General features: G+C 47.4%; 11 protein-coding genes. 5 read left to right on the top strand and 6 right to left on the bottom strand.

The genetic code is table 11. From position 1 onward, the window contains the following. Positions 1–70 precede the first annotated feature (70 nt). Entirely contained in the window at positions 71–1,258 is a 1,188-nt protein-coding gene (locus ACRRSW_RS00915) for an ABC transporter substrate-binding protein (RefSeq protein ID WP_432460645.1), read from the bottom strand. Positions 1,259–1,616: 358 nt separating this feature from the next. On the opposite strand from ACRRSW_RS00915, the gene ACRRSW_RS00910 reads away from it, so the two are divergent. Beyond that, entirely contained in the window at positions 1,617–2,306 is a 690-nt protein-coding gene (locus ACRRSW_RS00910) for a GntR family transcriptional regulator (protein WP_432460644.1), read from the top strand. A 170-nt stretch (positions 2,307–2,476) separates the two neighbouring features. Here ACRRSW_RS00910 and ACRRSW_RS00905 read toward each other — a convergent pair whose 3' ends face one another. The 5 genes from ACRRSW_RS00905 to ACRRSW_RS00885 form a co-directional block, all read right to left on the bottom strand. Continuing rightward, on the bottom strand, positions 2,477–3,403 hold the full coding sequence (locus ACRRSW_RS00905; RefSeq protein WP_432460643.1) for a homocysteine S-methyltransferase family protein: 927 nt from the start codon (positions 3,401–3,403) through the stop codon (positions 2,477–2,479). A gap of 373 nt (positions 3,404–3,776) precedes the next feature. Further along, positions 3,777–4,412 (bottom strand): outer membrane beta-barrel protein, encoded by a 636-nt coding sequence (locus tag ACRRSW_RS00900; RefSeq protein ID WP_432460642.1) that lies wholly within the window; start codon positions 4,410–4,412, stop codon positions 3,777–3,779. Positions 4,413–4,436: 24 nt separating this feature from the next. After that, positions 4,437–8,999: a thrombospondin type 3 repeat-containing protein gene (locus ACRRSW_RS00895; protein ID WP_432460641.1), complete on the bottom strand. Its 4,563-nt coding sequence runs from the start codon at positions 8,997–8,999 to the stop codon at positions 4,437–4,439. Positions 9,000–9,495: 496 nt separating this feature from the next. Then, the gene (alr, locus tag ACRRSW_RS00890; protein WP_432455079.1) at positions 9,496–10,575 is read right to left on the bottom strand and encodes an alanine racemase; all 1,080 of its coding nucleotides are present in this window, start codon (positions 10,573–10,575) and stop codon (positions 9,496–9,498) included. 78 nt (positions 10,576–10,653) lie between these two features. After that, the gene (locus tag ACRRSW_RS00885; protein WP_432455080.1) at positions 10,654–12,018 is read right to left on the bottom strand and encodes an alanine/glycine:cation symporter family protein; all 1,365 of its coding nucleotides are present in this window, start codon (positions 12,016–12,018) and stop codon (positions 10,654–10,656) included. An 816-nt stretch (positions 12,019–12,834) separates the two neighbouring features. Between ACRRSW_RS00885 and dgcN the strand changes: the two genes are divergently transcribed. The 4 genes from dgcN to cspE all read left to right on the top strand — a co-directional run bounded on the left by dgcN (position 12,835) and on the right by cspE (position 16,239). Then, positions 12,835–13,842: an N-acetyltransferase DgcN gene (dgcN, locus tag ACRRSW_RS00880; RefSeq protein WP_432460640.1), complete on the top strand. Its 1,008-nt coding sequence runs from the start codon at positions 12,835–12,837 to the stop codon at positions 13,840–13,842. After that, positions 13,842–14,816: an N-acetyl-D-Glu racemase DgcA gene (gene dgcA / locus ACRRSW_RS00875; protein ID WP_432460639.1), complete on the top strand. Its 975-nt coding sequence runs from the start codon at positions 13,842–13,844 to the stop codon at positions 14,814–14,816. Before dgcN ends, dgcA begins: the two co-directional genes overlap by 1 nt. A 12-nt stretch (positions 14,817–14,828) precedes the next feature. Next, positions 14,829–15,686 carry a D-amino-acid transaminase gene (locus ACRRSW_RS00870; protein ID WP_432460638.1) on the top strand — a complete coding sequence of 286 codons (858 nt, stop codon included), beginning with the start codon at positions 14,829–14,831 and terminating at the stop codon, positions 15,684–15,686. Between the two features lie 340 nt (positions 15,687–16,026). Beyond that, entirely contained in the window at positions 16,027–16,239 is a 213-nt protein-coding gene (gene cspE / locus ACRRSW_RS00865) for a transcription antiterminator/RNA stability regulator CspE (protein WP_432455084.1), read from the top strand. The last annotated feature ends 116 nt before the right edge of the window (positions 16,240–16,355 follow it).

The following is a 16,355-nucleotide window of genomic DNA, read 5'->3' as shown; positions in this document are numbered from 1 at the left end:
ACTTATAAAGCGCCTGATCGCTCCTGCAAGCGACCAGGCATCGGCAGCCTAAAGCGCTGCCAGCAAGCAACTAGTCGACATTGGCGACAAATAAGGTCTCAAATTTGCCATCACGATAGACATTCACCACCAGCGGCACCGACACTTGACGCTTTTGACCAAAAGACGACATGCCGACATAACTCAACTTGGCATCACCCACCATATAAGGGTTGGGCGCCTCAAAGGTATCCATGGTGGTTTGAAAAGCCGCCACATCGTCAATCGCGCGAGGATTGGCTTTCAGCGTTTCAAGAATGTACTCCAGGGCATAAACTTTGGTATTTGACTCGTCATTATATTCACCAAATTTCTTGGTGTAGCGCGCGACAAATTCACGCATGGCATCAGAGGCCAACTCAGGTGTCGATGCGCCCCCCACCGAGATAAAGCCATCGGCCAGCTTGCCGGCACCTTCTTGGAGTACGTTGGCATCTTGCGCCGTTTCGGTGGAGATCAGGCCGCTGTAACCTAACTCACGTGCCGAGCGGATCAACTGCGGTGCGTTGGCCGGAGAGACTCCCGATAATACCAATAAGTCTGGACGAGATTTAATCACTGGCAATAACACCGGGGTAAAGTCGGTGGTATCCACCTGGTAAGTCACGTTGCTCGAGACCACATCCAGGCCCAGGGCTTTGGCCGCCGCAACCCCACCGTTTCTTTGACTCAGCGGATCGGACTCATTGGCAGCCACAAAGGCGACCTTTTTTACGCCCTTTTGTTTCATCAGGTAGGTATAAATAGCAGGCCCCGACTGATAGTTTGCCACCATGCCCAAGACCGCATTTGACGCCGGTTTGGTATATAAAGATTTGGGGAAGGCATAGGGAAAATACATAATGCCCTTTTGCTCGGCCACCGGTCTAACCGCTGCTGCGCCGTCATCCACGTTTGGTCCCACCACATAGTGAATGCCTTCCTGCGCCATTTTCTCCATACCGGCAATCGAGCGTTTTGGATCTTTTTGATCATCGAAGGCAACAATTTCGATATCGTAGGTCGTATCACCGATGGTGACGCCGCCGGTTTCATTGAGCCAATCGGCGCGTGTCTCCATGGAACGTTGGTTAGAAATCCCCCAGGCAGCCGCCGGACCAGAGGTTACCCCAACAAAGCCAACTTTAAGTACCGGATTGGCGGCAAAAGCAAAGGTAGAACAAGTCATACTGATAGCACTGGCTAACAGGCCATACTTTATAAAATTGCGATATTGCATTGGATGATCTCCTTTAAAGCACACATTTATGCTTCTCACTGAACAGCAAATAAAAAATGATCGGTTTCGTTTTCCTTGAAACTCATAAATCGTTAACCACAAACAATAAATTGTTAACAATACATGCTTCACATCGTTAACAAGCAAGGCTTATGCCATGCACTGGTTAAGCCGTTCATTTTTTACGCAATAGCGCTAGCAGCCCCGTTTTGTTGGGCATCGCGCGAACCTGCCTCATCTCGGGCAACAAAACAATGCAGGCTAATTCAGCGAAATGTCGTAAGATATGAATGAAAATAGTGCAGCGTGGTTTAAAATGTTGCACCGCTTGAATCGCCAGGAAGGTTAACAATTATCCATGAATGACAATAAAATCGCCGATAGCGCCGAAGAAGAAATGATTGTAGAGCGCATTTATGAGGCCATAATCGACCAGCGTCTGGCGCCCGGCACCAAATTGGCAGAGTCTGAACTGTGTAAGGCCTTTAGCGTTGGGCGCATGCGAGTACGGCGGGCATTATTAACCCTGGCCAATCGCCAGCTGGTAGTGTTGCAACCCAATAAGGGCGCCTTTGTTGCCAGCCCAACCACAAAACAGGCCCAAGATGTATTCGAAGCCCGTTTAGCCATCGAGCCCAGTATCATGCGTTTAGCTGTCCAGCGAGCCCAGCTCGGCGACCTTGAGCGCTTAAGCCAGCACCTCGAACAGGAATCTGTGGCGCATGCCGCAGGCGATCGACGCAAAGCCATCACGCTTTCGGGGCAGTTTCATATTAGCTTGGCTCAGGTGGCAGATAATGCGGTGATGCTGCGTCTGGTGAAAGATTTAGTCACTCAGTCTTCGTTAATTATTGGTATGTTTGGGGCGGTCGGCATGAGTAATTGCCGCGATGATGAACACTTGCAAATTGTGCAGGCGATGCGTGCTAAGGATGAAGCGTTGGCAGTGCAGTTAATGCAGCAGCATATCGATCACATCAAAGCCAATATCAACCTGACCAGTCGGCCTGATCATCGCCCCGATCTCGCCAGTCTTTTTTCAAATTAGTGTACCCAGCCCATGATTAAGGGGCTGGGTAGGCAACAGATGCTGCGAGTGGTTCTTCGCGAACTAGCCAGCGCATCACTGGTCGCTAAGTTAATTCAAGTTATCCATCAGCCACGCGGTCCTCAGCCGATAAAGCTGAAGAAAGCATGAGTGATGGGGATGTTTGCTCGCTAGGCAGAAGTGGGCGCTGAAAAATGTGCTGCCAGGGCCGCAATATGCTCCGGCCCAATGCCGCAACATCCGCCAATCAGCGAAGCGCCCTGGGCTTGCCACTTCTCCGCCCAGCCAAGATAAGCCGAAGGCGATAGATCTTCGCGCAACTCATCTAAGCCGTCATTCGCCGTCGCGTCTTTAGGTTGTGGCGGGAAGGCATTCGCGTAAGCACCTAAGCGAATGCTCTGCTCCGGATGGGCAGCTAACTCGGCCTGGGCCACCTGCAAGGCTGCTTCAATAATTTCGGGCTGACAACAATTGAATAAGATCGCTTCAATCCCTAAGCCAAACATCGCTTTCACCGCTGCCTGCACCGTTTCACCGGAACGCAGACAAGGTTCGGCGGTCGGCTCTGCATCTTCCAGGGTAAAAGATACCCAAATAGGCTTTTGCTCGGCGCTAAGCTGTTGAATAAGTTGAGCCACCGATTGGGTTTCTTCAATCAGACTCTGCGTTTCCAGCAACCAAAGATCCACATACTCCGCTAAGCCACGAATTAACGGGGTCGCCACCGTCTCAACCTGCTCTGCACAGAATAAATCGGCTCGATAAGAGCCAAATAAAGGAGGAATAGAACCCGCGACCTTACAAATCGACCGTGCCTGCTCTACCGCTTGGCGAGCCACCTCACCTGAGCGCTGTACCAACTCGAGTCCTTGTTCGATGAAACGCTGCTCGCCAATATGAAAGGGCACCAAAGCATAACTATTGGTGGTAATAACTTGCGAACCGACTTCGATAAAGGCCTGGTGTACCTGTTGCACCATGTCTGGCGCTTCAATCATCGCCAGAGCAGACCATTCGGGCTGACGAAACGGCGCCCCACGTTTAGCTAATTCTCGGCCCATGCCGCCGTCGAGGATGGTGATGCTAGTTTGCGACATTAATTTTTCTCTTTAACTGTCTTTAAGATTTCAAAATTCTACCGATCTGGATGTATAGATGTCCATAAATAACAAAAACAATCTCAAGATTTTCTCAATCGCTGTCTCTGCGAAGGGAAACTTTTGTGGGAGCGGCGCGTGACAACGGTGAAAACATCGCGAATGTCTGAAATAACAAGACGAAGGAAGCACTCAAGATAGGCGGTGATCTAGGCGAACAAGAATGAAGCGATCATTAGTTAGATTGGTATTAAAGCGAACAGCAGCTCAGCAGCCCCATAAAAAAACCAGACAAGCTTGGCTTGTCTGGTTGATTCACAGAGCTTGGCAAACTAATTGCTCAGCTGAAGCTCACGCGACGCAAGAGAGCCTACTAATGAAAACTCACACTCAAGGAGATCAAATCATTATTGTCGGAACCAAAATAACCGCGGTCCCAACCAATGCCAACGGCCCAACGCCGTGCAACTTTCCATTCAACACCCGCACCAAGCAAGACATCAACGCCACTTGAATGACTGGTATTGATTAAATCATTACTTGCATTCACCTTGGTCTTCCAAAAATAAGGGCCAACACGACCATAAACCGACATGTTATTCACCACTCGGTAAGATGGCCGCCAAGTTAGCGCGAATCCTCTCGCAGAATGTGGGAAATTGTCATTCAGTGCCGCTTGTAGCTCATCTGGATCCACCATGTCACCACTGATAGTCCCCTGAATGTCACCAAAGTCGACATAACCAAGCTCCACACTATGGTGAGCAGACCATTGATAAGCCAACCAAGCACTCAAACCTAAGCGACTATCATCAAAATCAGACACCTGAACATCTTGCCCTGCTTGACTCAAGCCTCGGTTTATCTCAGACACATCGCTATTACTGAATACCCGCCCTGCTCCAAGGGTTAGTTTCCAAGGACTGCCCTCATCATAACTGGCGGCTTGCACCGAGCCCATCCAAGCGATGGTCGCCAAAATACATCCATAGACGAATCGTTTTTTCATTCTCAAAAATATCCTTATCACTGCTTACGAAAAACGACGGCGAACCATCACCAGCACAACCAATAGCAAACCCGCCACGCCACCAAATGAGCCGCCACCAGAAGCACTCACCCCTTCGGTAATTGGCTGACGAGTCGCCATACCACTTGGATCGACAATGCTTCCATTGGCTGTCGCATCATCATCATTGGGACCTCCATCTTCGATCGTTAGCTGTATACACCAATACCCGCTCACCAAGCCAACTTCAAACGCAGGATCTCCAGGGGGTGGACAATAACCTTCTGAGCCTGGGGCTGACGAAATCAGATTGTTAGCATCTTCCACATAAGTACGCCAGCCACCCTCCGGAGACCATTTACGATAAACCGCATTTTCGGGGATCTGAGCACGCTGAGGGATCACCACATTCACCGATTGCCCATGCTCAGGAATATTGTGAACTTCAAAATCAAAGATCCCTCCAACATGTGTAACCACATCACTGTCAAGCGATTGAGTATCACTATACATGTCATTTTCTTCCACTAAGGTGCCTTCACGACCATCCTGCAGCGCACCTTGACCCAGCCGTAAACTGGTTCCGGGATCTGATTCAAGTAAGTTATAACTGCCTTCCGAAATGAGATGACCGACAACATTAGACGATAAATTTTGATTATCTAAGTAATCATAAATACCGTCTTGGTCTGTATCCTGGTAACCCTCTTCAAAGTCGGACAAACCATCTTGGTCACTATCGACACTATTCGACAAGGCTGGCAGGATCGAAGTGACAGTAAAGCTAGTCTGCACGCTGTCACTTAACGAAGGCGAACCTGAATCCGTCACCACCACCGCGATCGTATAAACACCAGCGGCTAAGTCACTTGGATCAACACTCAAAGTATCGCCCTCAGGTGCTAGTCCCGTTAGGCTGTCGGGTAAATCCCACACCATAGTATGAGTATCCGTTGCATTTGCATCACTCACCTGTACTTGAATGCTGACCATGCCTTGATCTTGTGCGATCACTGCCCGTAATTTCTCATTTTGACGGATCGCAAATTTCGCTTCGGGCGCGATATTCTCTTCACTAATTGTCACCAGGTGGGAAGTTCTATTTCCCATATTCAATTCAGCGCTATCACCAAGCAAGCTTAGTTCGATAGTTTCGGCGTCATCGGCAATCGAATCGTTTAAACTATCAAAGCTAATTTGCGCTTGTTTGCCTGATTCAATAACAAAGTTGCCATCCTCTAGCACATAATCCAATCCATTGCTCGCCGTACCAGACACAACATAAGGAATCGTGAGTGGATAAACCGGCGATTCGCCATTTAACACAACGCCTACCGTTACCGAATCCCCTTCAAAAATGGTTTGGTCCTTCGTAAAGTTTATCAAGGGTCTCACATTCACAGTTTGATTAACTTCTGCGATATTACCCGCCGCATCACTGGCGCGATAAGTCAACGTATGTACCCCTGGCTCCAGTAAGGTTTGTCCGGCGACCATCTCAACTGCAATTTCACCATCTAAATGATCGGTGGCTGAAACAGCAGTCAATTCAAGCTGAGTAAATAAGCCTGTGGCATTAAACCAAAGTTCAGGATCAAGCGTTATTACAGGCGCCACGGTATCGCGGAGCGGATCACTGCCCTTGGTAAATTCTTCCAGGTTACTCTCACCGTCACCATCAGAATCTAAAGCAGCATCAGCACTATCGAGAGGATCAAGACCATTAGCAAGCTCCCATTCATCACTCATGCCATCGCCATCGTCATCGGTGTCGGCATTATTACCGGTACCGTCGCCATCAGTATCGACAGATTCCCCAGCATCAAGTGGGAAAGCATCGTCCGCATCTAATACGCCATCACCATCATCGTCGGTGTCGGCATTGTTACCGGTGCCATCACCATCGGTATCGACAGATTCCGTAGCGTCAAGTGGGAAAACATCATCAGCATCTAATACGCCATCACCATCATCATCAGTATCAGCATTGTTACCAATACCGTCGCCATCAGTATCGACGGATTCGGCTGCATCAAGTGGGAAAGCATCAGTGCTATCGGCAACCCCATCACCATCATCGTCGGTGTCGGCATTATTACCAATACCATCGCCATCGGTATCGACAGACTCCGCAGCGTCAAGCGGGAAGACATCAGTGCTATCGGCAACCCCATCACCATCATCATCCGTGTCGGCATTGTTACCGATACCATCACCATCGGTATCGACGGATTCCGCTGCGTCAAGTGGGAAGGCATCGGTGCTATCGGCTACGCCATCACCATCATCATCGGTATCAGCATTGTTACCAATACCATCGCCATCGGTATCGACGGATTCTGATACATCAAGCGGGAAGGCATCATCTGCATCTAGCACATTATCATTATCATCATCGGTGTCGGCATTGTTACCGATACCATCGCCATCGGTATCGACAGATTCCGCTGCATCAAGAGGGAAGGCATCATCTGCATCTAGCACATTATCATTATCATCATCGGTATCGGCATTGTTGCCGATACCATCACCATCGGTATCGACGGTTTCAGCAGCATCTAAGGGGAAGGCATCGCTGGCATCGGCGACCCTATCACCATCATCATCGGTATCAGCATTGTTACCAATGCCATCGCCATCGGTATCGACGGTTTCGGCAGCATCTAAGGGGAAGGCGTCGGTGCTATCGGCTACGCCATCATTATCATCGTCGGTGTCGGCATTATTACCCATGCCATCACCATCAGTATCGGTAGATTCCCCAGCATCAAGTGGGAAAGCATCGGTGCTATCGGCTACGCCATCACCATCATCATCGGTGTCGGCATTGTTACCGGTGCCGTCACCATCAGTATCAATAATTTCACTACCATCCAATGGAAAGGCATCACCAGTATCGGCAACCCCATCGCCATCATCATCGGTATCGGCATTGTTACCGGTACCATCACCATCAGTATCGACAGATTCCGCAGCATCAAGTGGGAAAGCATCATCAACATCTAACACACCATCGCCATCATCATCGGTATCGGCATTGTTACCGGTACCATCACCATCTGTATCAACTGATTCCCCAACATCAAGTGGGAAAGCATCATCCGCATCTAACACGCCATCGCCATCGTCGTCGGTGTCAGCATTGTTACCGGTGCCATCGCCATCGGTATCGACGGATTCCGCTGCGTCAAGCGGGAAGGCATCAGTGCTATCGGCTACGCCATCACCATCATCGTCGGTGTCGGCATTGTTACCAATAGCATCACCATCGGTATCGACGGATTCGGTCGGGTCTTCGGGGAAAGCATCATCTTCATTAAGGACACCATCGCCATCAATATCTTCATCCGCCACATCCGCCGAACCATCACCATCTGAATCGCTGAGAATAGTAAATGTCACCGTGCTAATATCCGAACTGTATGCTGAATTAGAACTATTCCAGGCCTGCCAGGTGAATTGGTCGGTCCCTACAAAATCTTCATCGGGGGCATAGCTAATCAGATTATAATCGGCACTATTAATCTCTAACGCCTCACTGATCGTGGCTCCATTTAATGTAAGTTCACCATGTTCTGGCAATGAAGCGATACGAATTTTAGAAACAACATTTCCTTGAGCATCAACAAAGTCTTCATCTTCGAAAGCCACCGGCACGTTTTCAACAACATCTTTACCCTGAGCCGCGTCATAAATGGTCTGAGCCAAAGCTTGCAGTTCAGATGAATCACCTGCGGCGTAATACCAAGTAAAGGAGTCCGTCTCGCCGGGCGCAAGATCCTTCATCCGTAAATAAAAACCATAAGCGTCGTCACCAGTGGCGGTAATGGCAGAAGTACGAGGATCTTGAGCGGTAACCCTTTCAAAACCACGACTAACGCTGTGGATCACATAACCATTATCAGCATTTACATAAAACAACACCCCACTAGTGCTGGAGCCACTATTACTTTCAATTTGTAAGCCTTGCGCTTGCTCCGCTGACGTAGAAATCGGCGTGAATACACCATCCACTAAATTACCACGTGTTTTGGTGGGGCTATCATCGGTCCCCACATAATCATCTCGCGTCCCCATCCAGAAACGAAGATTTTCGACGTTGCTAGTCCCCAAATTGCTCAAGCTAATGGTAATCGAAACATAGGGAGAGTCTTGCTCGACGGTAAAACTCGCCTGATAACCCAAATTGGCCTCATCTATGGCAAGCGAACCACTTGTGGTAAGCGTTCCATAACCCTTTACGCCATCATACAAAGTAAAGGCCGAGCTATCGATGGTCTGATTACTTAAAGTAGGATCTTGAGTAATAGTGCCATTAACATTCCAAATCTCGGAGCCATCCCCGCCAAACCCAATCGCACTGCTGAGAGGGTAGCTCGAATAAGTCAGTTTGTACCATGTGCTATTCGCATCGTCGTAATAAAAAGGTTGTTTTAGTACACCAGAAGCAGTGATCGATGTTTCTGCACCAGAACCAAAACGCAGCTGGCCACTATCGAGGGCATAAGTGTCATTAGCCGCGAAGGCCGGAATAGATAGCCCAAATAATGCTGCTACAGCAATTGAGGATAAACTTGATATGCGCATAAAACTCCCTTTTAACGCCCGACATTGGATCATCCTACTCAATGATGATGGCAATACTTAGTTAAAGCTTTGAAAATATAAATCGAGAGACAACAATAGAATAGATCGATAAAACGCAACCTATCATTAACAAAATATCTGAATTTGATTTATATCATGTTTCTTAAAATAGATTCAAGTATACAATGAGTTGCACGAACTCAAATAGATGAAAAAGGTTGATTCGTCGGTGTAGAAGTAATTTTTCAACAAAAAATAAACAAAAATCTTGGTAGGTTCTATCTGGCCTTCAACTTAAGAATATAAAAATGACTAAAGCGAATACTTTTTTACTCCCTTAGACATGCTCTAGACAAGCTTAACAAAGGTATCGACAAACCAAACTAAGCGAGTACCTTCTATATCGATAGTTTTAAGGAAGAGATACGGCGGGAAACTGGGGCAATTATTCTGCCCCTTAATAACAATATAATAGTGTTAGCAGAATACCACTTCGCTAGGTAAACGCCTTACTTTTAACGACTCGCTTAGTCAACTTAATACACAATTCATAGGGGATGGTATCAATGGCTTGAGCCACCGTTTCAATGGGTAATTGACGACCCCAGAACTCGACGCTATCACCCACTTGATCGCCGGCATCAGCGCCCAAATCAACCGTGAGCATGTCCATCGATACCCGACCCACAATGGGGACAATCCGTCCGTTAATATAGACTGGCGTACCTGCGGGTGCCGAACGAGGATAACCATCACCGTAGCCCATGGCGACCACTCCTATCAGCGTATCTTCTGTGGCTCGCCAAATTTCACCGTATCCAATCGGTTCACCTTTGCGGTGATGACGCACCGAAATCAATTTCGACTTCAAACTCATCACTGGTTTTAACTGATGTTGCTGACCAATTTGTTGCTCATTAGGAGCAATACCGTACAACGAGATCCCGGCGCGCACATAGTCATATTGCGCATCGGGCCAATACAGCGCGCCAGCCGAATTCGCAAGGGTTTTGGGCCCAGAATAGTCCTTGGTTAAGTCTTCAAATAAGGCTATTTGCTGGCGGGTGGTAGCTGAATCTAAGTCATCAGCGCAGCTCAAGTGGCTAATAAAACCCAGCTCACCGGCGAGATTAACGCAGCCCTGAAGCTGCTGAACAAAGTCATTAAACTGGGGACGCTCAATCCCCACTCGATGCATGCCTGTATCGAGCTTCACCCACACGTGCAAAGGCCTGAGCAAATGTGCTGCGGTAAACTGTTGTAACTGGAAGTCACTATGGATCACGGTGTGAAATTGGTGCTCGGCAGCGAGCATTAAATCTTCGCTACAAAAACAGCCTTCTAACAGTAGGATCGGCGTGATAATACCTGCTGCGCGCAGTTCCAGCGCTTCTTCAATTCTCGCCACGGCAAACATATCAGCACTAGGCAAGGCTTTGGCGACATTCACCGAACCGTGGCCGTAAGCATCACCTTTAATCACTGCAACCAACTGCTGCTTGGGACAAAGCCGCTTCAAAACCTGATAATTGTGCTGTAAAGCCTGTAGATCGATCACAGCTTCTGCAGTGAGCATCCTTCCTCCTTCACTAGAAAATTAAAGATGGCACCTTGCCAAGGTCGAAGCTTGGCAAGGCTGATTCACACAATAAAATTATGACTCGGTAACCCCATTAGGCGCTTGCTGCTGACTAAAGTAGCGCTTGGTTAACTTAAAGACCACCGGACTTAACACCGCTAAGGCAACTAAGTTAGGAATAGCCATCATTGCATTCAGGGTATCACCCAGCAACCAAACAAAGTCTAACTCCATAATTGCGCCGACCGGCAAAGCCACAATGAACAATAAACGAAACGGTAGAACGGCCTTAGGACCAAACAGGTATTCAGCACAACGCTCGCCATAAACAGACCAACCAACGATCGTGGTAAAAGCAAATACAGCAAGGCTAATAGCAACCAAGTAACCGCCCCAGCCAGGTAAAATTTGCTCAAAGGCGGCAGAGGTCAACGCAGCCCCCGAGGCACCTTCGGTCCAAGCGCCTGAAATCACAATCACCAGACCGGTAATGCTACAAATAACCAAGGTATCAAGGAAAGTTCCTAACATGGCAATCAAGCCTTGACGAACAGGTTCATCAGTTTGAGCACTCGCATGGGCAATCGGCGCAGAACCGAGACCGGCTTCGTTAGAGAACACCCCGCGCGCCACCCCAAAACGGATCGCCATCCAGACTGTTGCACCAGCAAAACCACCTTGAGCCGAAGCCGGCGTGAAGGCATGTTCTAGAATCGTCATAATCGCTGGACCAATTTCTCCAAGGTTCATCAGCAAAATGATAAGGCCACAAACGATATAGGCAACCGCCATCACTGGCACCAAGGCACCAGCAAACTTACCCACTCGTTTTAAGCCCCCAAGGATAACCCCGCCCGCCAGTACCATAATGATTAAGCCAACCATTAACGGCGAAAATGAGAAGTTAGACTCTAGCACCTGGGCAATCGAGTTTGACTGCACCGCGTTGCCAATCCCAAAACATGCCACCGCGCCAAATACCGCAAACAAGGTGCCCAGCCAGGCCCATTTCTTGCCCATGCCATTTTTGATGTAATACATTGGGCCGCCAACATAGCTGCCATTTTCATCTTTTTCACGGTAGTTAACCGCTAATACGGCTTCGGCGTATTTGGTGGCCATCCCTAATAAAGCAGTCATCCACATCCAGAATAATGCTCCCGGACCACCAATAAAGACCGCTGTCGCAACCCCCGCGATATTACCCGTACCAACAGTGGCTGACATCGCCGTCATCAATGCCTGAAAAGGCGGGATTTCACCTTTACCACTTGCTCCTCGGCCATCCCACATCAGTTTAAAAGCCGGGCCAATATTGAGGATCGGCATAAACTTCAAGCCTACGGTGAGAAATATCCCGACGCCCAAAATTAACACCAACATTGGTACACCCCAAACGATGCCATTGAGCTGGCCAATCAGCCCAGAGATAAAGTCCATTTATTTGTTCTCCATAATTATATTTAAGAAAGCGATTTAGATTAGTCACAGCAAGTAGTAGACCAATCTACCAAACACCATCCATAACGGCGTGTTATGAGTAGCTTAGCGACGACCAACACTAACAAATGTTAAATAGTCATAACATGGACACAGCTTATTACTCACTAGAATAATTCGCCATATTACAAGCCAAAAGCAAGAATAAAACGCTATCTATAAATGCTCTATTTAAACCTCTTTTATCGACAAAAGGCAGATAGAAACATACTGATACATTTTATTAACATTTGACATAGTAGTGTAAATCAATTCGAAAAAATAGCTAAATAGCACCAAATATGTGCAACATCACAGAACAAAGCCCCATTTGGGTGCAATAAATAACCGCAGTTCCTCATTCACATTCGATGTACCTACATGAGACGAAATAAAAAGTCAGATGGGATGAATAAAAATATCAGACAGAGGCGCAGAGCATCCATCTACTGAGGAACTTAAGATCAATATTATATAAATCCAAGTTTCCATCATTGCTGATGAAATATTCTGGAACGCAAAATTTTTAAGACATTAATCCCCACCAAAAACAAAAGTAACAGCATTTCCTAAATATGATAAGGCTATCAAAAATACCCTAGTTCTGTCATCTGCCAACAGATCCTCTCATTTTGAGTAAAGTGTTTTTGACCATAAGAAGCACTACATGCGAAATTTTGTCATGTTTCTTGCAGAGAGTTTTTATCAACATTCAAGATCAATGACGCTGCTGATGCCTAAATAGTGACTCACCAGCAACACGTTTACGGAGTATTAATGATGGAACTGAAAAAACCTTATCTATTGTTTCTTGGCGACGCAGCCGATCAACTTGCAGCCAAAGTAGCCCAAGGCATTAAAACCTGGCATCCCGAGTATTGTGTGGGTCAATTTCGCCTCCCTTCTTGTAATGCGGATTGCGGCTTAGAGGACCTCTCGATTGCGGCAGCTGCAACTGCAGGAGCAAAAACTTTGGTCATTGGTGTCGCTAATCGCGGTGGCATCATCTCCGATGAATGGGTTAGTGTATTAATTGAAGCACTAGAATCAGGTCTTGATATCGCGGCGGGTCTACATAACAAACTCAGCGACATCCCAGAACTCGTTGCATGTGCCGAGAAGCATGGTCGCCAATTATTCGATGTTCGCTACCCAAGCCAAGCCTACCCAGTCGCCAGTGGTAAAAAACGCGCCGGAAAACGTCTACTCACGGTAGGTACCGATTGTTCAGTCGGTAAAATGTATACTTCATTAGCTATCGAAAAAGAAGCTCAAAAGCAGGGTTTTAATGCCGACTTTAGAGCCACCGGACAAACCGGAATATTAATCTGTGGTGAAGGCGTGAGCGCCGACTGCGTGGTGGCCGATTTTATTGCCGGAGCCATTGAAACGATTGCACCAGCCAATAGCGCTGACCACTGGGATATCATCGAAGGTCAAGGTTCTTTATTTCACCCTTCTTTTGCCGGCGTAACTACAGGTCTCATTCACGGTTCACAAGCTGACGCACTGGTATTATGTCATGAGCCAACCCGCACCCATATGCGTGGCGTCCCCGACTATTCACTACCTGATATCGACACTTGTATGCAGGCCAACTTAGCAACTGCCAGCCTCACCAATAAAAACGTACAATTTGTTGGTATTTCAGTGAATACTTCTCAGCTAGAAGAAAAAGAAGCTCTAGATTATATGGCGCAACTTGAATCAAACATTGGTTTGCCAGTCGTTGATCCATTCCGTCAAGGTGTAGGCCGTATTGTTGAAAAATTAGCGGAGCTATAATGAAGGTTCGTTTCTCTACAAAAAGTTGGCCAATCCGCGGAACTTTCACCATCTCTCGCGGCAGTAAAACCGAAGCAGAAACGGTTATTGTCGAGCTGGAAGACCAAGGAAAAATTGGCCGTGGCGAATGTGTTCCTTACGCCCACTATCAAGAATCTATCGACAGTGTACTCGCTCAGCTTGAAGGGATTTTGCCACGCTTACGTGAAGGCCTGTCGCGCCAAGAGCTACAACTGTTATTACCTTCGGGTGCCGCGCGTAATGCCGTAGACTGCGCCTTGTGGGATTTAGAATGTAAGCACGAAGGTATTTCCATTTGGCAAAAAGTGTCAGCCACGCCAGCGGCTCTCACCACCGCCTACACCTTATCTTTAGATACACCGGAAAAGATGCAGCAAGCCGCGACCGAAAATGCGTTTCGCCCCTTGCTTAAGCTGAAGCTCGGTGGAGCTGAAGATTTGCAACGCGTCGCAGCCGTCCGCCAAGGTGCACCAAACGCCAAGATCATCTTGGACGCTAACGAGGCTTGGACAGTTGAACTCTATAACTCACTGATCCCTGAGCTGATTAAGTTAGATGTAGCGATGATTGAACAGCCTTTTCCAGCGGGTGACGATGAGGCTTTAAGAAGTCTATCGCGACCGATCCCTATCTGCGCCGATGAGTCATGTCACGACCGCGCGAGCCTACCGGGCATTATCGGTAAATATGACATGATCAACATAAAAATTGATAAAACTGGCGGTTTGACCGAAGCACTGGTTTTAAAAGAACTTGCCGAACAAGCCGGTCTACAAATCATGGTGGGTTGTATGCTCTCTAGCTCGCTTAGCATGGCACCAGCTTTTGTAGTAGCGCAGGGCTGTGAAATTGTTGACCTCGATGGTCCCCTGCTACTCAGTGAAGACATCGAACACGGCTTTGAATTTAATAATAATGAGATGTTGCCTTTCACAGCACAGCTGTGGGGCTAAGAGGAAATAATCATGCAACGTATCGTGTATGTGAATGGGGAATATGTCCCTGAGTTAGAAGCAAAAGTTTCGGTATTTGACCGTGGATTTTTATTCTCGGATGCGGTTTACGAAGTCACCGCGGTGCTCGATGGCAAGCTCATCGATAATGCCGGCCACTTGGCCCGCTTAGAACGCTCATGCGCTGAGCTCGAACTGACCTTGCCAGTGAGCGGCGAGCAGCTCACCGAGATCCAACGCGAACTGATCAAGCAAAATGGGCTAACAGAAGGTGGCATTTACTTGCAACTTAGCCGTGGTAATGCCGGTGATCGCGACTTTGCTTTTCCAGCAGACACCGCTCCGACCTTGGTATTATTCACCCAATCCCGCCCACTGATCGACTGCCCCAAAGCCGCCAAAGGCATGAAGGTGATTTCCATCCCTGATATTCGTTGGAAACGTCGCGACATAAAAACCGTAGGCTTACTTGCCCCCTGCCTAGCGAAACAAGCTGCGCTAGCAGCTGGTGCTAGCGATGCCTGGTTGATTGAAGACGGTTATGTCACCGAAGGAAGCTCAAACAACGCTTATATCGTCACCGAGCAAGGGAAAATCATTACTCGGCCTTTAAGTAACGACATTCTACATGGCATCACTCGCGCTAGCTTATTACAACTCGCCGAAGATGCTCAACTGGAAGTGGAAGAGCGCAACTTCACCATTGAAGAAGCTTATGCAGCGAAAGAAGCCTTTGTGAGTTCGGCAACCACCTTTGTATGGCCGGTGATTGAGATTGACGGCAAAGCGATTGGCGATGGCAAACCAGGTCCTATTGCCCAAAAGCTACGTGAAATATACATTAAAGTCACACAAGCGGCAGCAATATAAGTCGCTCAAGACAATTCTCAGACCTGATACAAATGTGTATCAGGTCTTCCTTCTCTAGCTGAGCTTCAGCGTAAACACTATAAAAACATGCCCCGACAGGATCCACTGAATTTATATATTTCAAATATGGCTTTACAATACTCGAAACTCAGGTACTATTATCTTGCTCTGCTATACAGAGTTATTAGTGAACCATCAAGTAAATGTAAACCTCAGAATTTCTTCGTTACGGTTGTTATCCTCAGTTTTCCCTTAGCTTTATCGTCACATTCAATAATTCAATTTCAGCGCTCGCATTATCGCGATAACTTTATGAATTTTAAATATTAAGGGACACAATATGTCTAATAAAACAACTGGTTCAGTAAAATGGTTTAACGAAGACAAAGGTTTTGGTTTTATCACTCAAGACAACGGTGGCGCTGACGTATTCGTACATTTTCGCGCAATTGCTTCAGAAGGTTTTAAAACCCTTGCTGAAGGCCAAAAAGTATCATTTGACGTAGAGCAGGGCCAAAAAGGTCCTCAAGCTGCTAACGTAGAAGCAATATAATATATGCTATCAACGTAAATGCTACATTGGCATTTACGTTGGCTCTATTAACGATTAATCCACTATTTATTCTGTAACTTAGATCATCAACGCATTTCCAATAACGACTTCTTGTT

Source organism: Agarivorans sp. QJM3NY_25, from assembly GCF_050870875.2.
Lineage (GTDB): Bacteria > Pseudomonadota > Gammaproteobacteria > Enterobacterales > Celerinatantimonadaceae > Agarivorans.
Note: the sequence above shows the minus strand (reverse complement) of the source record. Positions and strands in the feature narration are given on the sequence as shown.

Bases quoted from the DNA above. Each gene is read 5' to 3' on its own strand.
- dgcN (WP_432460640.1), top strand. From the start codon at position 12,835: ATGATGGAACTGAAAAAACCTTATCTATTGTTTCTTGGCGACGCAGCC.
- dgcA (WP_432460639.1), top strand. From the start codon at position 13,842: ATGAAGGTTCGTTTCTCTACAAAAAGTTGGCCAATCCGCGGAACTTTC.
- ACRRSW_RS00900 (WP_432460642.1), bottom strand. From the start codon at position 4,412: ATGAAAAAACGATTCGTCTATGGATGTATTTTGGCGACCATCGCTTGG.
- ACRRSW_RS00910 (WP_432460644.1), top strand. From the start codon at position 1,617: ATGAATGACAATAAAATCGCCGATAGCGCCGAAGAAGAAATGATTGTA.
- ACRRSW_RS00915 (WP_432460645.1), bottom strand. From the start codon at position 1,258: ATGCAATATCGCAATTTTATAAAGTATGGCCTGTTAGCCAGTGCTATC.
- ACRRSW_RS00885 (WP_432455080.1), bottom strand. From the start codon at position 12,018: ATGGACTTTATCTCTGGGCTGATTGGCCAGCTCAATGGCATCGTTTGG.
- cspE (WP_432455084.1), top strand. From the start codon at position 16,027: ATGTCTAATAAAACAACTGGTTCAGTAAAATGGTTTAACGAAGACAAA.
- ACRRSW_RS00870 (WP_432460638.1), top strand. From the start codon at position 14,829: ATGCAACGTATCGTGTATGTGAATGGGGAATATGTCCCTGAGTTAGAA.
- alr (WP_432455079.1), bottom strand. From the start codon at position 10,575: ATGCTCACTGCAGAAGCTGTGATCGATCTACAGGCTTTACAGCACAAT.
- ACRRSW_RS00905 (WP_432460643.1), bottom strand. From the start codon at position 3,403: ATGTCGCAAACTAGCATCACCATCCTCGACGGCGGCATGGGCCGAGAA.
- ACRRSW_RS00895 (WP_432460641.1), bottom strand. From the start codon at position 8,999: ATGCGCATATCAAGTTTATCCTCAATTGCTGTAGCAGCATTATTTGGG.